Source organism: Mycobacterium sp. C31M (genome assembly GCF_053345865.1).
Genome location: NZ_JBKFAX010000025.1, coordinates 50,522 through 69,986 on the forward strand (window position 1 = coordinate 50,522; position 19,465 = coordinate 69,986).

General features: G+C 67.4%; 21 protein-coding genes and 1 pseudogene. 11 read left to right on the top strand and 11 right to left on the bottom strand.

Annotated features, from left to right (window positions below; translation table 11 throughout):
- Positions 1-52 precede the first annotated feature (52 nt).
- The 6 genes from ACLBYA_RS28675 to pth all read left to right on the top strand — a co-directional run bounded on the left by ACLBYA_RS28675 (position 53) and on the right by pth (position 4,316).
- Positions 53-1,033: a ribose-phosphate diphosphokinase gene (locus ACLBYA_RS28675; protein WP_447712870.1), complete on the top strand. Its 981-nt coding sequence runs from the start codon at positions 53-55 to the stop codon at positions 1,031-1,033.
- 34 nt (positions 1,034-1,067) lie between these two features.
- Complete coding sequence (gene arsC / locus ACLBYA_RS28680) at positions 1,068-1,406, top strand: arsenate reductase (glutaredoxin) (RefSeq protein ID WP_447712871.1); 339 nt, start codon at positions 1,068-1,070, stop codon at positions 1,404-1,406.
- The gene (locus tag ACLBYA_RS28685; protein WP_447712872.1) at positions 1,403-2,074 is read left to right on the top strand and encodes an LpqN/LpqT family lipoprotein; all 672 of its coding nucleotides are present in this window, start codon (positions 1,403-1,405) and stop codon (positions 2,072-2,074) included. Before arsC ends, ACLBYA_RS28685 begins: the two co-directional genes overlap by 4 nt.
- Before the next feature lie 14 nt (positions 2,075-2,088).
- On the top strand, positions 2,089-2,955 hold the full coding sequence (locus ACLBYA_RS28690; RefSeq protein WP_447712873.1) for an oxidoreductase: 867 nt from the start codon (positions 2,089-2,091) through the stop codon (positions 2,953-2,955).
- Between the two features lie 119 nt (positions 2,956-3,074).
- Positions 3,075-3,728, top strand: coding sequence for a 50S ribosomal protein L25/general stress protein Ctc (locus tag ACLBYA_RS28695; RefSeq protein ID WP_447712874.1), 654 nt, complete (start codon positions 3,075-3,077; stop codon positions 3,726-3,728).
- A gap of 12 nt (positions 3,729-3,740) precedes the next feature.
- A complete protein-coding gene (gene pth, locus ACLBYA_RS28700) occupies positions 3,741-4,316 on the top strand; it encodes an aminoacyl-tRNA hydrolase (protein WP_447712875.1) in 576 nt (191 codons plus the stop codon).
- Between the two features lie 5 nt (positions 4,317-4,321).
- On the opposite strand, the gene ACLBYA_RS28705 is transcribed toward pth, so the two are convergent.
- The 9 genes and pseudogenes from ACLBYA_RS28705 to ACLBYA_RS28745 form a co-directional block, all read right to left on the bottom strand.
- Complete coding sequence (locus tag ACLBYA_RS28705) at positions 4,322-4,984, bottom strand: DUF998 domain-containing protein (protein WP_447712876.1); 663 nt, start codon at positions 4,982-4,984, stop codon at positions 4,322-4,324.
- Positions 4,985-5,027: 43 nt separating this feature from the next.
- Positions 5,028-5,261 (bottom strand): hypothetical protein, encoded by a 234-nt coding sequence (locus ACLBYA_RS28710; RefSeq protein WP_447712877.1) that lies wholly within the window; start codon positions 5,259-5,261, stop codon positions 5,028-5,030.
- 28 nt (positions 5,262-5,289) lie between these two features.
- Positions 5,290-5,562 carry a hypothetical protein gene (locus tag ACLBYA_RS28715; RefSeq protein ID WP_447712878.1) on the bottom strand — a complete coding sequence of 91 codons (273 nt, stop codon included), beginning with the start codon at positions 5,560-5,562 and terminating at the stop codon, positions 5,290-5,292.
- An 11-nt stretch (positions 5,563-5,573) separates the two neighbouring features.
- Positions 5,574-5,747: a hypothetical protein gene (locus tag ACLBYA_RS28720; protein WP_447712879.1), complete on the bottom strand. Its 174-nt coding sequence runs from the start codon at positions 5,745-5,747 to the stop codon at positions 5,574-5,576.
- A 117-nt stretch (positions 5,748-5,864) separates the two neighbouring features.
- Positions 5,865-7,502: a fatty acyl-AMP ligase gene (locus ACLBYA_RS28725; protein ID WP_447712880.1), complete on the bottom strand. Its 1,638-nt coding sequence runs from the start codon at positions 7,500-7,502 to the stop codon at positions 5,865-5,867.
- 303 nt (positions 7,503-7,805) lie between these two features.
- Complete coding sequence (locus tag ACLBYA_RS28730; protein ID WP_447712881.1) at positions 7,806-8,768, bottom strand: 4-(cytidine 5'-diphospho)-2-C-methyl-D-erythritol kinase; 963 nt, start codon at positions 8,766-8,768, stop codon at positions 7,806-7,808.
- Positions 8,769-8,969: 201 nt separating this feature from the next.
- Positions 8,970-9,895 (bottom strand): annotated as a pseudogene (gene rsmA, locus ACLBYA_RS28735) (16S rRNA (adenine(1518)-N(6)/adenine(1519)-N(6))-dimethyltransferase RsmA).
- Positions 9,892-11,019, bottom strand: coding sequence for a transglycosylase family protein (locus ACLBYA_RS28740; protein WP_447712912.1), 1,128 nt, complete (start codon positions 11,017-11,019; stop codon positions 9,892-9,894). Before ACLBYA_RS28740 ends, rsmA begins: the two are co-directional and overlap by 4 nt.
- Before the next feature lie 118 nt (positions 11,020-11,137).
- Positions 11,138-11,971: a TatD family hydrolase gene (locus ACLBYA_RS28745; RefSeq protein ID WP_447712882.1), complete on the bottom strand. Its 834-nt coding sequence runs from the start codon at positions 11,969-11,971 to the stop codon at positions 11,138-11,140.
- Positions 11,972-11,997: 26 nt separating this feature from the next.
- On the opposite strand from ACLBYA_RS28745, the gene metG reads away from it, so the two are divergent.
- From metG to ACLBYA_RS28770, 5 genes are all read left to right on the top strand, one after another.
- A complete protein-coding gene (gene metG / locus ACLBYA_RS28750; protein WP_447712883.1) occupies positions 11,998-13,545 on the top strand; it encodes a methionine--tRNA ligase in 1,548 nt (515 codons plus the stop codon).
- Between the two features lies 1 nt (position 13,546).
- Positions 13,547-14,896 (top strand): NADP-specific glutamate dehydrogenase, encoded by a 1,350-nt coding sequence (gene gdhA / locus ACLBYA_RS28755; protein WP_447712884.1) that lies wholly within the window; start codon positions 13,547-13,549, stop codon positions 14,894-14,896.
- Positions 14,897-14,984: 88 nt separating this feature from the next.
- The gene (locus ACLBYA_RS28760) at positions 14,985-16,133 is read left to right on the top strand and encodes an NAD(P)/FAD-dependent oxidoreductase (protein WP_447712885.1); all 1,149 of its coding nucleotides are present in this window, start codon (positions 14,985-14,987) and stop codon (positions 16,131-16,133) included.
- The gene (locus tag ACLBYA_RS28765; RefSeq protein WP_447712886.1) at positions 16,130-17,014 is read left to right on the top strand and encodes an RNA polymerase sigma-70 factor; all 885 of its coding nucleotides are present in this window, start codon (positions 16,130-16,132) and stop codon (positions 17,012-17,014) included. The genes ACLBYA_RS28760 and ACLBYA_RS28765 overlap by 4 nt, the downstream gene beginning before the upstream one ends.
- 20 nt (positions 17,015-17,034) lie before the next feature.
- A complete protein-coding gene (locus tag ACLBYA_RS28770) occupies positions 17,035-18,288 on the top strand; it encodes an aminodeoxychorismate synthase component I (protein WP_447712887.1) in 1,254 nt (417 codons plus the stop codon).
- Here ACLBYA_RS28770 and ACLBYA_RS28775 read toward each other — a convergent pair.
- Together ACLBYA_RS28775 and rsmI are read right to left on the bottom strand one after the other, a co-directional pair.
- Positions 18,228-18,605 (bottom strand): hypothetical protein, encoded by a 378-nt coding sequence (locus ACLBYA_RS28775; RefSeq protein ID WP_447712888.1) that lies wholly within the window; start codon positions 18,603-18,605, stop codon positions 18,228-18,230. The genes ACLBYA_RS28770 and ACLBYA_RS28775 overlap by 61 nt on opposite strands.
- Before the next feature lie 10 nt (positions 18,606-18,615).
- Entirely contained in the window at positions 18,616-19,452 is an 837-nt protein-coding gene (gene rsmI / locus ACLBYA_RS28780) for a 16S rRNA (cytidine(1402)-2'-O)-methyltransferase (protein WP_447712889.1), read from the bottom strand.
- Positions 19,453-19,465 lie beyond the last annotated feature (13 nt).

Sequence of the window (19,465 nt, forward strand, 5' to 3'; positions counted from 1 at the left end):
GAACGGCTTGATCGCCGACCCGCCTGATCGCCAAACCACAGAGGCACAACACATGAGCCACGACTGGACCGACAACCGCAAGAACCTGATGCTGTTCTCCGGCCGGGCCCACCCCGAGCTGGCCGAGCAGGTCGCCAAGGAGCTCGACGTCCCGGTGACCGCGCAGACCGCGCGGGACTTCGCCAACGGCGAGATCTTCGTCCGCTTCGACGAGTCGGTGCGCGGCTCGGACGCGTTCGTCCTGCAGAGCCATCCCGCGCCGCTGAACCAGTGGCTGATGGAACAGCTGATCATGATCGATGCGCTCAAGCGCGGCAGCGCCAAGCGGATCACCGCGATCCTGCCGTTCTACCCGTACGCGCGGCAGGACAAGAAGCACCGCGGCCGTGAGCCGATCTCGGCGCGGTTGGTCGCCGATCTGTACAAGACCGCCGGCGCCGACCGCATCCTGACGGTCGACCTGCACACCGATCAGATCCAGGGCTTCTTCGACGGCCCCGTAGACCACATGCGCGGTCAGTCGCTGCTGTGCGGCTACATCGCCGACAAGTACGCCGACGCCGACAAGGTCGTCGTCTCCCCCGACTCCGGCCGCGTGCGTGTCGCCGAGAAGTGGGCCGACTCGCTGGGTGGCGTGCCGCTGGCCTTCATCCACAAGACCCGTGACCCGCTGGTGCCCAATCAGGTGAAGTCCAACCGTGTGGTCGGCGATGTGAAGGGCAAGACCTGCATCCTGACCGACGACATGATCGACACCGGCGGCACCATCGCCGGCGCGGTCAAGCTGCTTCTCGACGATGGCGCCAAGGACGTGGTGATCGCCGCGACCCACGGTGTGCTGTCCGATCCCGCCGCCCAGCGGCTGGCCGACTCGGGTGCGCTTGAGGTGATCGTCACCAACACGCTGCCGATCACCGAGGAGAAGAAGTTCCCGCAGCTGACGGTGCTGTCCATCGCGCCGCTGCTGGCCAGCACCATCCGCGCGGTGTTCGACAATGGTTCGGTGACCGGACTGTTCGACGGATCGGCCTAGCGACCAGCGCTTGCGCGAGGAGTAATCAGACATAGTGGCGAAGATCCTGCACAACCCGAAATGCTCGACTTCACGCAAGACGCTGGATCTGTTGCGCGAGAACGGGATCGAACCGGAGATCGTGCTGTACCTGAAGACCCCGCCGTCACGTGACGAGCTGGTGACGATGATCGCCGACGCCGGTATCGAAGTCCGCGCGGCGGTGCGCAAACGCGAATCGCTCTACGGCGAACTGGGTTTGGCCGATGCTTCTGATGACGCGCTGCTCGACGCGATGGCCGAGCACCCGATCCTGATCGAACGGCCGTGGGTGGTCACCGACAAGGGTGCCCGACTGGCCCGCCCGATCGAGAACGTCCGCGACATCTTGTGAGACGGTGGGCGGCGGCCGTTCTGGCGTGTCTGACGTTGGCCGGGTGCGGTGAGGCCACCCCCGACTACCAGTCACTGCTGGCCACCACCCCGACCCGGCCGAGCGCCGAGGCGCCGTCGGATACCGACGTGCCGCTGTCGGCCTATCTGGAGAACGTCGGGGTGAAGGGCGAACCCGTCGCCCCGGAGAAACTCACCGATCTGACCGTGACGGTGCCCCGCCCCGAGGGCTGGCAGGACTACGTCAACACCAACCTCGCACCGGGCACCCGGATGATCGCCCGCGGCGAGACCTACCCGACCGCGATGCTCATGGTCTTCACCCTCGACGGCGACTTCGACACCACCGAGGCGCTCAAGCATGCCGACGTCGACGCCGAGATATCGTCGAACTTCAAGAAGCTCAACGGTTCCCGCGACAATTTCCACGGTTTTCCGTCCTCGATGATCGAGGGCACCTACGACGCCGGTGGGCAGCGCATGCAGAGCTACAACCGCATCGTGTTCGCCACCGGAGCTCCGCGCAAGGCACCCGCGGCCGGTCAGCCCATCCCGAAACCGCAGAAGTACCTGGTTCAGTTCACCGTCACCAGCTTCGCCGACGATGCCCAGGCCCAGGGCCCGGACATCGAGCAGATCATCTCCGGGTTCGACGTCACCGCCGAGTAGCTACGCTGGCTGCCATGAGCTCATGGACCGCTTCGGACCTGCCCTCCTTCGCCGGCCGCTCGGTGATCGTGACCGGAGCCAACAGCGGCCTCGGCCTGGTGACCGCCCGTGAGTTGGCCCGCGTCGGCGCCGTTGTCACCCTCGCCTGCCGTAACACCGACAAGGGTGACGCCGCAGCCGCGCAGATGACCGGTGACGTCCGGGTCCGCAAGCTGGATCTGCAGAGCCTGGAGTCGGTACGCGAGTTCGCCGCCGCGACCGACACCGTCGACGTGCTGGTGAACAACGCCGGCATCATGGCCGTGCCGTACGCGCAGACCGCCGAGGGTTTCGAGAGCCAGATCGGTACCAACCATCTGGGCCACTTCGCGTTGACCAACCTGCTGCTGCCCAAGATCACCGACCGGGTGGTGACGGTGTCCTCGATGATGCACCTGATCGGCATCATCAGCCTCAAGGATCTGAACTGGCGGGCCCGGCCGTATTCGGCCTGGTTGGCCTACGGCCAGTCCAAGCTGGCGAATCTGCTGTTCACCACCGAGTTGCAGCGCCTGCTGACCGCCGCCGGGTCCCCGGTGCGCGCGGTGGCGGCACACCCCGGCTACTCGGCCACCAACCTGCAGGGCCAGACCGGCAACCCCACCGGTGACAAGATCTTCAAGGCCGCCAACGCGGTGGCCACCGACGCCGATTTCGGAGCCCGGCAGACGCTGTACGCGGCGGCCGCCGACATCCCCGGTGACAGCTTCATCGGCCCGCGGTTCGCCATGCGCGGGCCGACCGGCCCGAGCTTCCGCAGTCCACTGGCCCGCAACACCACCACGGCAGCGGCGTTATGGGCGCTGTCGGCCCAGCTCACGGGTACCGAATTTCAGGTCTGAGGCCGTTGTCGGCTACCCTTGCCGAGTCACGGCGAGGGTGGTTACCAGAACACCGTTATCGACGGGAACCCATTTCGTTGGACCCTGGCCGTGTGTGAACCGGCTACAGGAGAGACAACATGGCCAAGAACTCGGCCCCCAACAAGCTGACCGCTACCGTGCGCGAGCGCACCGGCAAGGGCGCCTCGCGCCAGGCCCGCCGCGACGGCAAGGTCCCCACCGTGCTCTACGGCCACGGCACCGATCCGCAGCACCTGGAGCTCAACGCGCGTGACTTCGCCGCCGTGATGCGTAACTCGGGCACCAACGCGATCCTGACCCTGGACATCAACGGCACCGAGCAGCTCGCGCTGACCAAGGCGCTGGACATCCACCCGGTGCGCCGCAACATCCAGCACGTCGACCTGCTCGTCGTGAAGAAGGGCGAGAAGGTTCAGGTCGACGTGACCGTCGTCGTCGAGGGTGAGGCCGCCGCGGGCACCCTGGTCACCCAGGACGCCAACACCGTCGCCATCGAGGCCGAGGCGCTGTCCATCCCCGAGCAGCTGACCGTGTCGGTCGAGGGCGTCGAGGCGGGCACCCAGATCACCGCCGGCCAGATCGAGCTGCCCAAGGGTGTCGAGCTCGTCGTCGACCCGGAGACCCTGGTGGTCAACGTCGTCGAGGCCCCGACCGCCGAGGATCTGGACAGCGAGGGTGCCGGCGATGCCGACGACGCCGCCGCTGCCCCGGCCGAGGAAGCCGCCGAGGGCGACGCCGAAGCCGCCGAGTAACTCGACGACGACATGGCCGAGCCGCTGCTGGTGGTCGGCCTGGGAAACCCCGGGCCGAACTACGCCAAGACCCGGCACAACATCGGGTTCATGGTGGCCGACATTCTGGCCGACCGCATCGGCTCGGGTTTCAAGTTGCACAAGAAGTCCGGCGCCGAGGCGACCACTGGTCGCCTCGGTGGCCGGGCTGTCGTATTGGCCAAACCACGGGTCTATATGAACGAATCCGGCCGTCAGGTCGGGCCGTTGGCGAAGTTCTACTCGGTGGACCCCGCCGACGTGGTGGTGCTGCACGACGAACTCGATATCGATTTCGGCCGGGTCCGGCTGAAGCTCGGCGGCGGCGAGGGCGGCCACAACGGCCTCCGCTCGGTGGCTGCCGCGCTGGGCACCAAGAATTTTCAGCGGGTCCGTATCGGGGTGGGCCGTCCCCCCGGCCGCAAGGATCCGGCCGCCTTTGTGCTGGAGCAGTTCAGTTCGGTGGAGCGGCCCGAGGTTCCGCTGTTGTGCGAGAACGCCGCCGACGCCGCCGAATTACTGCTCGCCCACGGGCTGGAGTCCGCGCAGAACACCGTGCACGCCTGGTAGTGGGCTCAGGCCGCTTCGAGCTGTTTCTCGGCGCGGAAGTTGCCGCGTATCAACCAGATTCCGAGCGCGATCACCGCGGCCACCTCGAACGCGACGATGCCCCGCTCGACGATCCCGAGCGGGATGATGCGATACCAGCGCAGATCGGTGATCATGCCGATGACGATGGCGCCGAACAGCACCGACAGCCAGGCGATGGATCCGTAGGCCATCCAGACCGCGGGGCGGGCCTGCCGGTGCCGACGCGCGATGGCGAGCACCGCGACGGGCAACGACAGGAACGCCAGCAGTGTCGCCACCCGATGGATGGAACCGCTTGCGCTGGGCCCGATTTCCCAGTTGTGTTTGGGGAATGCCGCGACACCGACGAGGCCGATCACCCACAGCGACATCATGATCGAGCCGAGGGACAGCGGTGCGGCGAGGCCGGCCAGGACCAGGCCGACCAACAGCAGCGTCGAACCCAGCGCCAGCGCAAGCACTCCGGTGAGGAACGCCCAGTCGCCGGGGGTGTAGATGTATTCGGAGATGGTCGCCATCCGCAGAGTGCGACCGGGCCGGTGCGATTCGCTGCCGAGGATCGCGTCCAAGGACAGGATCGCGACCACCGAGATGGCGGCCCCGATCACGCCGAACCAACCGAGCAGGGCGTGTGAGGACCGTTCCATCAGACCAGGATACGGACTCCCGCCGAGGTGGGCCGGGCGCGCGCTACCAGCTCAGGATGATCCCGGACCGGTTGTTGCCGCGCGGGATCGACTCGGCGACGTTCGGCGCCCGGGTTCCCGGCACCGCCTTGATCGAGACACTGCCGTTCGTCTGGCAGCGGACGACGCTGCCGGCGTCCTGACAGGTCGGCGTGGCACCGACCGTGGGCGCCGAGATCAGCGCGACGCTCGCGGCGCCGACCGCGACCAGTGCGGGGTATTTCATCCGGTGGGTCATGGCACCTTCCTGGGCCGCGGTGGACATGTCAGGGGCAGGACGAGGCCAGCACGCGGGCGGTCGGCCCGAATGCCACCCCGGCGCGACCGGCGTTAACGTGGGCGTCGTCCCGGGCCGCCTCGACCGACAGGCCCGCTCCCCCGGCGACCACGCCGCTGCCGTCGTCACCGACGGTCGCCACGCAGAAGACGTCATTGGTGACTTCGTCACTACTGCACTGTTCGGCCCCGGCCGTCTTGCACATGGCCACCACGGATGCCGATGCCGCGTCGTTGTCGGCACCGGAAGCGTTGAAGCCCACCAGGATTCCGTTCAGCACCCCGAGCCGACGGCCCGCGAGATGTCGCCACCTTCGACGTATCCGCCCGGCCCGTCGGCCGCCGCCGACGGTGCGAGCAATGTTGCGGCGACACCGAATGCCGCCAACGCAGGAACCAGCACTGCCGAACCGAGGCGGACCCTGCCGCCATCGCGATAACGCGTCACGGTGGAAGAACCTACCGCTAAATTGACGCTTCCGTAAGTCGAAGGTCGCCGAGCGTGCGGGAACTCGGCTTCGGGGGCGGCGTGGTGCCCGCAGACATGCACGCTCGCCAGAGGGACTCAGCCGGTGACGAGGGCGACCGAGTTGGCCCGGCGCAGCTTGCCCGACGGGGTCTTCGGGATGGTGCCCGGGCCCAGCACAACGACGTTGCGCGGCCGCACGTCGACCTCGGTCACGACCTCATGGGCGACCTGATGCTCGATGCGACGCACGGCGGCGGGATCCTGGTACTGGTTGGATTCCACTGCGACGGCGAAGGTTTCGCGTGAATGCCCGGCGTCCAGGCGAACGGCGACGGCACAGCCGGGGCGCACACCCTCGACGCGGCCGGCGGCGCGCTCGATATCGGTCGGGTAGATGTTGCGGCCGGCCATGATGATGACGTCCTTGACGCGACCGCACACGACGACGTTGCCCTCGTCGGTGATGTAGCCCAGGTCGCCGGTGTCGTACCAGCCGTTCTCATCCTGGGTCGGCAGGAAGCCGGCCATGGTGATGTAGCCCGGGGTTACCGATTCGCCGCGCAGCTGGATGACACCGACACCGCGACTGGGCAGGACGGCGCCGTCCTCGTCGACGATGCGGGCGTCCAGATCGTTGAGCAGCGGGCCGAGCGAGGCCAGCCGGCGGGTGTTGCCCTTGGACGAGGGCACCGCCCGGCGCAACGCGGCCAGCAGGTCGGCGTCGACCTCGTCGACGACCAGACCGGCGTTGCACGGCGAGAAGGACACCGCCAGGCAGGTCTCGGCCATGCCGTAGGCGGGCAGGATCGCCGTCTCGGGTAGCCCGAACGGGCGGCCGGCGTCGATCAGGTCCTCGACATCGGCGGGCTCGACCGGCTCGGCGCCCGACAGTGCGAAGCGCAGCGTGGACAGGTCGAACTCACCGGGCTGGGCCTGGCGGCGCAGACGCTTGGCGAACAGCGCGTACGCGAAGTTCGGGGCCGCGGTCATGGTGCCCTTGTACTTGTCGATCAACCGCGCCCACAGCAGGGTGTCGCGCAAGAAGTCCATCGGGGTGACCTTGACCAGCTCGGCACCGAAGTACATCGGGATGGTCAGGAAGCCGACCATGCCCATGTCGTGGAAGCAGGGCAGCCAGCTGACCATGACGTCCTTGTCGACGTCGTACTCGGCGCCGATGAACATGGCCTCGGCGTTGGAGTGGATGTTGCGGTGGGTGATCTGCACGGCCTTCGGCGAACCGGTCGAGCCGGACGTCAGCTGCATCAGCGCCAGGTCGTCCTCGTCGGTCTCGACGGGGTCGATCGGGTCGGCGGCCAGCAGATCGGCGACCTTGAGGACCTTGATGCCTTTTTCCTCGAGCACCGGGATCGCGACGATGAAGGGCTCCGAGACGATGACGGCCTTCGCCTCGATCATGCCGATGACGGTGAGGGTGTCCTCGGCCCACACGGCGAGATCGGTGCGCGGGGTCGGCTGGTGCAGCATGGTCAGGCTGCCGCCGCGCATCCAGACACCCTGGGCGGTCGGGGCGATCTCCACCGGGAAACCAGCCAGCACGCCGACGGCGTCGCCGGGTCCGATCCCGGCGGCTTCCAGGCCACCCGCGACGCGGCGGGCGCGCTCGTGCACCTCACCCCAGGTGTGCCGAATCGGCTCATAAGGCTCACCGGTCACCATGCCCCGCTTGCTCTCACGGGCATTGCGGTACATCTTGTCGGTAAAGCGGCTCACGGCAACCTCCTGGGTGTCTGGGGCCGGGTCGTCGACGACGTCGGCACCAGGTTCACTTGCGCGTTTCCCTATATTCCGCCTGCAGGTGCACTCTTCATGAGAGGCGCGCACACACAATTGGGAAGCAGTTGTGTCTCAAAACGGTGGTCACCGGCACTTTGCCCACCGGTAGTTTCCACCGGTGGGCCCACCGGTAGTTTCCACCGGTGCCATCTTAAAGAACCCTTAAGTAACTGCCAAACCGTTGGCTCGATTGAGGCATGTGTCACACCGCGCCCCGGTTTGAACTCACAGACCGTCGGTTCAGCGCACCGGTTCGGGGACCACCCGTGCACCATGCACCGGGCCGCTGGCGATGCGCACGGTGCGACAGACCCCGGCGCCCGACAGGGCGGTGCCGACATCAACCGCGTCGGCCGCCGACGCGCAGAGGAAGGCGCAGGTGGGGCCCGATCCGGAGACGATCCCGGCAAGCGCGCCGGCCTCTTGACCGGCCCGCAACGTACGACGCAGGTCCGCACGCAGGCTCAGTGCCGCGGGCTGCAGATCGTTGCCCAGCAGCGGGGCGAGCACATGCGGGTCACCAGTGGCCAGCGCGGCCAGCACCGGTTCGGCATCCTGCAGGCGCGGCGGACCACCCCACTGCGGGTCCGCGCGCAGCCGGTCGATCTCACCGAACACCGCCGGGGTGGACAGTCCGTCGTGGGCGAATGCCAGCACCCAATCGAACGTGCTGCGGGCCAGCACCGTGGCCAGTTCCTCGCCGCGACCCGTTCCCAGGGCGGTACCGCCGTGCAGCGAGAACGGCACGTCGCTGCCGAGTTTGGCGGCCAGCGCGTGCAGATCGCGGCGTGGCACGCCGAGCTCCCAGAGGGTGTTCATCGCGACCAGCACGGCCGCGGCGTTTCCGCTGCCGCCGGCCATGCCGCCGGCGATGGGGATGGATTTGGTGATCGAGATCGCCACATCGGGCGCGCGGCCGACGTGATCGGCCATCAGTTCGGCAGCCCGCCAGGCCAGGTTGCGGTCGTCGACCGGCAGCGACCCGGAACCCTCGCCGGCCATCGCCACCGACAGCATGTCGGCATTACGGACGGTCACCTCGTCGAACAGCGAGACGGCGTGGAAGACGGTCGTCAGTTCGTGGTAGCCGTCATCGCGGCAATCCCCGACCGCCAGATACAGATTGACCTTGCCGGGCACCCGTACCGTGACCGAACCCGTGGGTACCCACTCGGTGGCGGTATCTCCGTCAGAAGCAGACACCGCACGACACTACCGCTGAGCCTCCTGCATCCACACCGACGCCATCCGCTGAAGTGGTGAGATACCCCTCGTCGATCCCGCCGCTGAGAAGTGACCCTAGTGTTTGCCACACGAATGTGTCAAGGATCACATATACGACGGGAGTGCATGGCTCACCGGTCTACTGCCCACGATTCACTGCGTGCCTAGCCGTGCAGAGAGTTAGCCGGAGCGTCGACCTCGACGACCTCGGCCACCGGCGGTTCGACCGGAGCCGACGGCTTCGGGAGATCGCTGGAGCGCTGCAGCAGCGTGACGAAGTTCTTGATCGACAGCGTCTCGCCGCGACGGGCCGGGTCGATGCTGGCGGCCAGCAGTCGCTCGGCCGACGCGTTACCGGAACCGGCCCACTCGGCGAACGCATTACGCGAGGTCTTACGACGCTGCGCGAAGCCGATGTCGATCAGGTCGAACACCTGCTCGCGGAAGGCGGCGTCGGTCGGCCATTCGGAGGTCTCGTACCGGTCGATGCGGACCAGGCCCGAGTACACCCGGGGAATCGGCCAGAACACCGTCGGCGAGACCATGCCGTAACGACGCACCTCGCCGTAGAAGCGGACCTTGGCGCTCGGGACGCCGTAATCCTTGCCACCCGGCTCGGCGGCGAGGCGCTCGGCGACCTCGGCCTGCACCATGACCATGACCGTCTTGATCGACGGGAACTCGGCCAACAGGTGCAGCAACGCGGGTACCGCGATGTTGTACGGGAGGTTCGCGACCAGCGCGGTGGGCTGCTCGTCGAGGTCACCGGCCTTCAGCGTGAGGATGTCGCGGTTCAGGACGGTCAGCCGGCCGATCTCGCTGTGCGAGTGGTTGGCGATGGTCTTGGGCAGCTGACGGGCCAGCACCGGGTCGATCTCCACCGCGGTGACGCGGGAGCCTCGGTCGAGCAGGCCGAGGGTCAGCGAACCGAGACCCGGCCCGACCTCGAGCACACAGTCCTGCCGGTGGATACCGGAGGCGGACACGATGCGACGCACAGTGTTGGCGTCATGGACAAAGTTCTGTCCGAACGCCTTCCTGGGACGGAAGTCGATCTCCCGTGCCAGATGCCTGATCTCGGTACGCCCGAGCAGTCGGATGGTCACCTAGACCCCAATCTCGCGCTACATGTCGGCCAGGCGCCCCAACCTTGACGCGCCCTCGTTACTTCAGCAATCGCGATCTGCTCTTCTCGAGTAGCCAGATCCGCGCGCTGAGCATACCTCAGACCGCCCTGTCGCTCCCAGGTGTTTTGATCAAATTGGACACCACCGAAATATCCGTTGCCGGTGTTGATGGCCCAATTACCTCCGGATTCGCAACCGGCAAGCGCATCCCACACGTGACCCTGGGACACCGGCGGCACTTCGGTACCCGGTTTCGTGCCGACTCTCAGCACACCTTCGCGCGCCGGATCGAGAACGACATTGGCTACTGGCAACCTTCCGGTCTCCTGACCGTTCACCCGGGCGACAGCAAATGTCACATCCTGCACTCCAGGCGCACCCGGATCTTCGACGATCTGGCGGCTCTGGTTCAGCGTCGGATCCTCGATGCGAGTGTTCACCGGCGGCAGCGGCACCTGCTGGGTGACCTTCTCGATGCGCACCCGGGTGACATCGATCTGCATACCGTCGACGACGGGTGCGGAGGCAGCGGGGACCACGGTGTCGCGCTGTTCCAGTGGCGCTCCGGCAACCTCGAGCAGACCTGCGACGGTCGGGGCGGCCAGGCGCACGGTGCTGAGTTTGCCACCGTCGTTGAGGTGCACCGTTTTGGCGCTGACCACCGGCAAAGACATGCCTGCCAACGGAACACGGCTTCCACGAGACGCTGCCGCGGGCGCGGTATCGGTCATCGACAGCTGCGCCAGCGCCTCCTGGACGGTTGCTGCGGTGGTCCACACCTCGGTGCTCTCCCGGCCGTCCATCGAGATCTGCAACGGCCGACTACGCCGTAGCACGATGGTGTCGGCATCCTGCACATTCGCGTCCGCGGCGGGGTACAGATCATCACGCTCGCCGACGGTGAAACCATTCTCCTCGACGATGTCGATGACCCGGGTTTTCATGGTTGCCACGGTCAGCGGCGAGCCGTCCACTGTCAGTGTCACCCGCTTGTATGACCCCACGGCGACAAAACCGGCAAACACGAGGGTCACCAGCAAAACACCCGTCAACACGCGCAGCGCGGGCGAGCGGGTTTCGTTGATTCTGTTCAAGACGTTCACGAGCGTGGTACCCCGAAAATGTTCAGTGCGGCACCGGCAAGCCTTCGCGATGACGTCCGCAGTCGATAACGAGACGGTAACGGAGTTCCGTCGGCCGCGCCAACTCGCCACCCCGCAATCAGCCCGGCAAGCCGTAAATCCGCATCGAATTTACGGACGTGATATTTGCCACTTCAACCGCCGGGCGCCCGAGAATGTCGGCGAGCGCCCGAACCGTGTACGGCAGGCAGTACGGCTCATTGGGGGCGCCGCGGTATGGATGCGGGGTCAGGAACGGCGCATCGGTCTCCACCAACAGCAGTTCGGGCGGGATCACGGTGGCTGCTTCCCGCAATGCATGTGCGTTCTTGAAGCTGACCGTCCCGGACAGGCTCAACAGCCAGCCGTTGTCGACGCAGGTGCGCGCCATCGCGGCATCTGAGGAGAAGCAGTGGAAGATGACGCTGTCCGGGGCACCCTCGGCGGCCAGCACGTCGAGCACCTCGGCATCGGCATCCCGGTTGTGGATCATCAGCGGTTTCCCGGTGCGCTTGGCCAGGTCGATATGCCAGGCGAAGGCTTCCCGCTGGGTGGCGGGGTCTGCACAGCCGTCCAGCTTGCCCGGCCAGTACATGTCCATACCGGTCTCGCCAATGGCGACCACCCGGTCCTGGGTCGCCAGGGTTTCGAGCTCCGCGCGGGCGGCATCATCGAGGGTGTTGGCGCGGGTCGGGTGCAGCGCGACGGCGGCGTGGACCCGGTCATCCCAGCCGGTGGCCGCGGCGGCCCAGCGGGCGGCATCCAGGTCGTCGGCGATGGTGACGACGGCCTGCACCCCGACGGCAGCCGCGCGGTCCAGGATCGCGGTGACATCGTCGGCCGTCTCGGCGCCGCAGGCATCGAGGTGGGTGTGGGCGTCGATCAGCGGGGCCAGCGGCTCGGGGGCGGGGGGTTTCTGTCGCTTGGAGCTCACGCCGACACTTTAAGGTGGAAGCCCTGATGAGCAAGCCTGCGTACTACGTAACCACAGCCATCGCCTACCCCAACGGCGACCCGCACATCGGCCACGCCTACGAATACATCGCGACCGATGCCATCGCCCGGTTCAAGCGCCTCGACGGTTTCGACGTGCGCTACCTGACCGGTACCGATGTGCACGGCCTGAAGATGGCCGAGACGGCGGCCAAGCTGGGCATCACCGCCGCCGAGCTGGCCAAGCGCAACTCCGACGTGTTTCAGGGCATGCAGGAACGTCTCGGCGCCTCCTATGACCGGTTCATCCGGACCAGCGATGCCGACCACTACGAGGCGTCCAAGGAGATCTGGCGTCGGATGAATGCCTCCGGTGATATCTACCTGGGCAGCTATCAGGGCTGGTATTCGGTGCGCGACGAACGCTTCTTCGCCGAGGACGAGACCGAACAGCGTGACGGCGGACGGTTCGCCATCGAGACCGGGACCGAGGTCACCTGGACCGAAGAGCAGACCTACTTCTTCAAGCTCTCCGAATACACCGACCGTCTGCTGGCGCTGTACGAAGAGCATCCGGAGTTCATCGGTCCCGACGTGCGCCGCAACGAGATCGTCAGCTTCGTCTCCGGCGGGCTGCGCGATCTGTCGATCTCGCGGACCACCTTCGACTGGGGTGTCCCGGTTCCCGACCATCCCGACCACGTGATGTACGTCTGGGTCGACGCGTTGACCAACTACCTGACCGGGGTGGGTTTCCCCGACACCGCCTCGGAGTCGTTCGAGAAGTACTGGCCGGCCGATCTGCACATGATCGGCAAGGACATCATCCGATTTCACACCGTGTACTGGCCGGCGTTCCTGATGTCGGCCGGGATCGCCCTGCCCAAGCGCGTCTTCGCGCACGGCTTCATCAACGTCAAGGGCGAGAAGATGAGCAAGTCGCTGGGCAATGTGGTCGACCCGGTCAACCTGATCGACGTCTTCGGCCTGGATCAGGTGCGCTACTTCTTCTTGCGCGAGTTCTCGTTCGGCCAGGACGGCAGCTACAGCGAGGACGCCATCATCGGCCGGATCAACGCCGACCTGGCCAACGAGCTGGGCAATCTGGCGCAGCGGTCGCTGTCGATGGTGAACAAGAACCTCGACGGTGCGGTACCGACACCGGGACCGTTCGCCGCTGCCGATGAGGAGTTGTTGGCCGCAGCGGACGCCCTGTTGGCGCGGGTCCGCGAATGCTACGACGGGCAGGCCATGCACCTGGCGCTGGACGCGATCTGGACCGTGCTCGGTGCGGCCAACCGGTATTTCTCGGCGCAGGAGCCGTGGGTGTTGCGCAAGACTGAGACACCCGAGGCCCAGGAGCGGTTCGGCACGGTGCTCTACACGACGCTGGAGACCGTGCGGATCGCCACGCTGCTGGCCCAGCCGGTGATGCCGACGTCGACCGCCAAACTGCTGGACCTGCTGGGGCAGTCTGCCGACGCCCGCGATTTCGCATCGATCGGAGAGCGGTTGAAGCCCGGCACCACGTTACCCAAGCCCGAAGGCGTCTTCCCCCGATATCAGACGGAGTGATATGTCCAGCCTGCACCAGAAGCTGCACGACATCTACGACGAAGTGGCCCAACGCAACCCGGGCGAAGTCGAGTTTCATCAGGCCGTCTACGAGGTGCTCACCAGCCTCGGTCCGGTGGTGGCCAAACACCCGGAGTATGCCGACAACGCGGTGATCCGCCGGCTCTGCGAACCGGAACGCCAGATCATCTTCCGAGTCCCCTGGCTCGACGATTCCGGTGCCGTGCAGATCAATCGGGGGTTCCGCGTCGAGTTCAACTCCGCGCTCGGACCGTTCAAAGGCGGGTTGCGGTTTCACCCGTCCGTGTACCTCGGCATCGTGAAGTTCTTGGGCTTCGAGCAGATATTCAAGAACTCGCTGACCGGTCTGCCCATCGGAGGCGGCAAGGGCGGTTCCGATTTCGACCCGAAGGGTCGCTCCGACAACGAGATCATGCGGTTCTGTCAGTCCTTCATGACCGAGCTCTACCGCCACATCGGCGAGCACACCGATGTGCCGGCCGGCGACATCGGCGTCGGATCGCGCGAAATCGGTTATCTGTTCGGCCAGTACAAGCGGATCACCAACCGCTGGGAGGCCGGTGTGCTGACCGGTAAGGGACTGACCTGGGGCGGTTCACAGGTCCGCACCGAGGCCACCGGATACGGAACCGTGTTCTTTGTCGATGAAATCCTGCGAGCCGGCTCAGACTCCTTCGAGGGTAAGCGGGTGGTGGTGTCGGGTTCCGGCAATGTGGCGATCCACGCGATCGAGAAGGTGCAATCACTCGGCGGTGTCGTCGTCGCCTGTTCCGACTCCAGCGGCCACATCATCGATGACAAAGGCATCAATCTGGATCTCGTCAAGGAGATCAAAGAAAGGCGCCGGGGTCGGATCAGCGAGTACGTCGACGCCCGTGATGGGGCGGCGCAGTTCCGCACCGGGCACAGCGTGTGGCAGGTGCCCTGCGATATCGCCCTGCCGTGCGCCACCCAGAACGAGCTCACCGGAACCGACGCGAGCGCACTGATCGAGTCCGGGTGCCAGATCGTCGCCGAAGGAGCGAACATGCCGTGCACGCCGGACGCTGTGAAGTACTTCGGTGAGGCCGGCGTGGTTTTCGCCCCGGGCAAGGCTGCCAACGCCGGCGGGGTGGCGACCAGCGCACTGGAGATGCAGCAGAACGCCTCACGCGATTCCTGGACGTTCGACGAGACCGAGGCGCGCCTGGCCGAGATCATGGGACGCATCCATCAGACCTGCCTGACCATCGCCGACGACTACGACCAACCCGGCAACTACGCCGCGGGCGCCAATATTGCGGGATTCACCAGGGTGGCCGATGCGATGCTGGCACTGGGACTGATTTAGTGATCTGAGCCACACTCGCGGCCGAGGTGTCACACTCGGGGCGGCACAGGTGTCTTGAGGGCATAACCCGCTCAGAGAAGGAGACATCATGACCGAGAGCACCGACCGCGTCGTCATCATCGGCGGCGGTTACGCCGGCGTGCTGGCCGCCAACCACCTGCTGGAGAACCCGGCCGTGGACGTCACGCTCGTCAACGCCCGCCCGGAGTTCGTGGAGCGGATCCGGCTGCACCAGCTGGCGATCGGCAATGACGATGCCGTGGCCGGCTACGACGACCTGCTCGGCGAGCGGGTGCGCCTGGTGGTCGATCACGCCGCGGCGATCGACACCGCCGGGCGGCGGGTCGAGCTGGCCTCGGGCACCGCACTGGCCTACGACTATCTGATCTACGCGGTCGGCAGCACCAGCGGTCCGGCGCCCGAATTCGCGTACCCCTTGAGCGAATTGGAGGATGCGCAGCGGTTGGCCGCCCGCCTGCGGGATGTCCCGACCTCGGCGCCCATCGTGGTGGTCGGCGGCGGGTTGACCGGTATCGAGGCGGCCTCCGAGTTCGCCGAGGCCGGTCGCGCCGTGACCCTGGTGGCCGGTTCGGTGCTCGGGCCGTCGCTGAGCACACCGGGCCGCAAGTCGGTGGCCAAACAGCTCAAGCGCCTCGGCGTGACGGTCATCGAGGGACCGATGGTCAGCGCCGTCAGCGCGCAGGACGTGGCGTTGTCCGACGGCCGCACACTGGCCAGCGCGGCCACCGTGTGGACCGCCGGATTCGGGGTGCCCGGTCTGGCCGCCGGCAGCGGGCTGCGCACCGACGAACTGGGGCGGCTGCTCACCGACGAGACGCTGACCAGCATCGACGACGACCGCGTGCTGGCCGCCGGTGACGCGGCCGCCCCGTCGGGTGTGCCGCTGCGGATGAGCTGCCAGGCCGCGCTGCCGCTGGGCGCCCAAGCCGCCAACACCGTGCTGGCCCGACTGGCCGGGGCTGCACCGGCACCGGTCAACCAGGCGTTCACCGGTCAGTGCATCAGCGTCGGCCGCCGCGGTGGCACCATCCAGATCGCGCGGACCGATGACACCCCGATCCGGCTGTACATCGGTGGGCGCACCGCGGCGGCCATCAAGGAGCAGGTGTGCAGGGGCACGCTCTCGTTCCTGCGCAAGGAGGCCCGCAAGCCCGGGGCGTACTTCTGGCTCAAGGGCGGCAAGCGCGCCGAACGCCTCGAGGCCACCGTGTCATGACCGAGCACGCCGAACGGTTCACCGCGCTGCGCCCGCTGTTGTTCACCATCGCCTACGAAATCCTGGGTTCGGCAACCGAATCCGACGATGTGCTGCAGGAGAGTTATCTGCGGTGGGCCGAGGTGGACCTGGACACGGTGCGCGACACCAAGTCCTATCTGGCGCAGCTGGTGACCCGGCAGTCGCTCAACGCGCTGCGGGCGCAGGCCCGGCGCCGCGAGGATTACGTCGGACCCTGGCTACCCGAGCCGCTGCTGGTCGAATCCGGTGATGCGGCAAGCGATGTGGTGCTCGCCGAGTCGGTGTCGATGGCGATGATGGTCGTGCTGGAGACGCTGACCCCGGACGAGCGGGCGGTGTTCGTGCTGCGTGAGGTGTTCGGTTTCGGGCACGACGAAATCGCCGCCGCGGTGGGCAAATCCGCGAGCGCGGTGCGCCAGTTGGCGCACCGCGCCCGCGAGCATGTGCATGCCCGCCGCCGGCGTTACGAACCCGTCGACGTCGCGACCAGCGAGCAGCTCACGACCCAGTTCCTGCTCACTGCCGCCACCGGGGATGTGGCGGGTCTGGTCGAGCTGCTGGCCCCGGATGTGGTCTGGACGGCCGACAGTGCCGGCAAGGTCAGTGCCGCACGGCGGCCGGTGCACGGCGCCGACCGGGTGGCCCGACTGATCGTCGGGCTGTTCCGGCTCGGCGGGCCGGAGGGTCGCGTCGAGTTCGCGACCTACAACAATGCGCCGGCGCTGAACCTGTACACCGGCGACACGTTCGAGGGCGTCATCACCGTCGAGTTCACCGAAGGTCGGATCTCGCACTTCTATGCGATGCGCAACCCCGACAAGTTGACCACCGCCGCCATCCCCCGGGCGATCGGTCGCTAGCTTTCTGGAAAGCTTGTCGTGTGCGTATCGACCGGCTCGGCCCGCTGGGCAACGCCCCCGAGGTGTTGCGCTGGGTCGCCGACGCCGGGGCGCGGGCCGGCCTGGCGCCGCCGGCGGCGCTGATCGGTGACTGGTTCGGGTCGAAGGCCGTCATCGCCCCCGCACTCGACGCCCGGCCGGTCCGGGCCGACGAGGTGTTCGAGGCGGTCCCGGGAGCGGCGACGGCGGTCGGCGGCGGCTGGTTCGGGTACCTGTCCTACCCGGACGGCACCGAGGCACCGCGCATCCCCGACGCCGCCGGTGGCTGGTCGAACTCGGTGCTGCGGCAGGACTCCGACGGCCTGTGGTGGCACGAAAGCCTCACCGACGCAGCACTTCCCGAGTGGCTTACCGGGATCACCGGCATCGCCCCCCGGCCCTACACGATGCGCTGGACCGCCCCGGACCGGGACCGGCACCTGTCCGCGGTGGCGGCCTGCCTGGACGCCATCGGCGCCGGCGAGGTCTATCAGGCATGTGTGTGCACCCAGTTCCGCGGTGACTTCACCGGTGACCCGTTGGACTTCTTCGTCGACGCAGTCACCCGCACCGCACCCGCGCGGGCGGCCTATCTGGCCGGCGACTGGGGCGCGGTGGCCTCGCTGTCGCCCGAGCTGTACCTGCACCGCAGCGGCGAGCAGATCACCTCCAGCCCCATCAAAGGCACACTGCCCTTCGATAAGTCACCGACGCTGCTGCGGTCCTCGGTCAAGGATGTCGCCGAGAACATCATGATCGTCGATCTGGTGCGCAACGATCTGGGCCGACTTGCCCGCACCGGCTCGGTGACGGTTCCCGAGCTGCTGCGGGTACGGCCGGCTCCCGGGGTGTGGCATCTGGTGTCGACGGTGGCCGCCCGGATCCCGGTGCCGGTGCCCAACACCGCGGTGCTCGAGGCCACCTTCCCGCCGGCCTCGGTGACCGGGACCCCGAAGGGCCGGGCTCGCGAACTGCTCGGCCATTGGGAGCAGAATCGTCGCGGAATCTATTGCGGCACCGTCGGTCTGGCGTCACCGTCGGCAGGCACCGAACTGAACGTGGCGATCCGCACCGTCGAATTCGACGCCCATGGTGCCGCGGTGCTCGGTGTCGGCGGTGGTATCACCGCCGACTCGGACCCGGCCGCCGAATGGGAGGAGTGCCTGCACAAGGCGGCCACCATCGTCGGGCTCGGTCAGGAGGATGCGACGGCCGTCAGCGCGGCGACCCAGTCCGAGTTGCCGGAGAACAAGTAGAACCCGATCTCCCCCGCCGCGGTCGCGACGATCAGATGCGTCTGGCCGGCCACCACCGAGCCATTGAACCCCGTCGATTCCCGCACCCCGGTGATCCCGGCGACGGGCACCTCGATGGTCTTGCCGGTGAGGGTCCGGAACACCAGGCGCCGCTCGGTGAGCGCAATCAACCCGTTGTTCTTCACCTTCGGATAGCCGGGTGCGGTGGCGCTGCGGTAGGACCCCTGTTCCGGCGGTCGCAGCACGGTTTGCTCGGCGATGTCGGCGGCCAGTGCCGCGGCGGCCGCATCGCTGCGGCGCTTCAACCACTTGAACATCCCCGACCCCCTAGTCGCGTGACCTCAAGACGGCATCGTAGAGCTCGCGCTTGGACGGTGCGCCCGGATTCGCCTCGATGACCTGCGCGCATGCGTCCTTCACCCGCATGCCGTCGTCGACCAGTTCGGTTACCTGCGCCACCAGCGTCGGCAGATCCGCCTTCGGGGTGGCACCGGCCAGCACCACGGTGACCTCACCGAGCACCCCGTCGGCCGCCCAGTCCGCGAGCTCGGCCAGGGTGCCGCGCTTGATCTCCTCGTGGGTCTTGGTGAGCTCCCGGCACACCACCACCCGCCGCTCGCCGCCGAGGGTGTCGACGGCGTCGGCCAACGTCTCGGCCAACCGGCGCGGCGATTCGAAGAACACGCAGGTGCGCGTCTCGGTGCCCAGCCCGGTCAACCACGTGCGGCGGGCGACCTGTTTGCGCGGGGCGAATCCCTCGAAACAGAACCGGTCGGCAGGCAGCCCGGACACCGCGAGCGCCGTGGTCACCGCCGAGGGGCCGGGCAGGCAATGCACCCGCGCCCCAGCTGCAATACAGGCCGTCACCAGCCGGTAGCCCGGATCGTTGATCAGCGGCATCCCCGCATCGCTGATCAGCAGCACCGTGGCCCCGGCCGCGATCTCGTCGACCAGTTGCGGCACCCGGCCCGCTTCGTTCTGATCGAACAGGCTGAGCACCCGGCCCGTCGGCGTCACACCCAGCGCGGCGGCCAGCCCGCGGGCGCGCCGGGTGTCTTCCGCGGCGATCACATCCGCGGTCGTCAGCGCCTCGACGAGGCGGGCCGACGCGTCACCGGGTTGGCCGAGCGGTGTCGCACCCAGGAGCAATCGGCCGTCTGACACACCCAGAGCCTAC

What these genes read in the sequence shown, in the direction of transcription:
- ACLBYA_RS28675 (WP_447712870.1), top strand. Translation starts at nt 53, where the DNA reads ATGAGCCACGACTGGACCGACAACCGCAAGAACCTGATGCTGTTCTCC.
- ACLBYA_RS28690 (WP_447712873.1), top strand. Translation starts at nt 2,089, where the DNA reads ATGAGCTCATGGACCGCTTCGGACCTGCCCTCCTTCGCCGGCCGCTCG.
- ACLBYA_RS28695 (WP_447712874.1), top strand. Translation starts at nt 3,075, where the DNA reads ATGGCCAAGAACTCGGCCCCCAACAAGCTGACCGCTACCGTGCGCGAG.
- pth (WP_447712875.1), top strand. Translation starts at nt 3,741, where the DNA reads ATGGCCGAGCCGCTGCTGGTGGTCGGCCTGGGAAACCCCGGGCCGAAC.
- ACLBYA_RS28705 (WP_447712876.1), bottom strand. Translation starts at nt 4,984, where the DNA reads ATGGAACGGTCCTCACACGCCCTGCTCGGTTGGTTCGGCGTGATCGGG.
- ACLBYA_RS28710 (WP_447712877.1), bottom strand. Translation starts at nt 5,261, where the DNA reads ATGACCCACCGGATGAAATACCCCGCACTGGTCGCGGTCGGCGCCGCG.
- metG (WP_447712883.1), top strand. Translation starts at nt 11,998, where the DNA reads ATGAGCAAGCCTGCGTACTACGTAACCACAGCCATCGCCTACCCCAAC.
- gdhA (WP_447712884.1), top strand. Translation starts at nt 13,547, where the DNA reads ATGTCCAGCCTGCACCAGAAGCTGCACGACATCTACGACGAAGTGGCC.
- ACLBYA_RS28760 (WP_447712885.1), top strand. Translation starts at nt 14,985, where the DNA reads ATGACCGAGAGCACCGACCGCGTCGTCATCATCGGCGGCGGTTACGCC.
- ACLBYA_RS28765 (WP_447712886.1), top strand. Translation starts at nt 16,130, where the DNA reads ATGACCGAGCACGCCGAACGGTTCACCGCGCTGCGCCCGCTGTTGTTC.
- ACLBYA_RS28775 (WP_447712888.1), bottom strand. Translation starts at nt 18,605, where the DNA reads ATGTTCAAGTGGTTGAAGCGCCGCAGCGATGCGGCCGCCGCGGCACTG.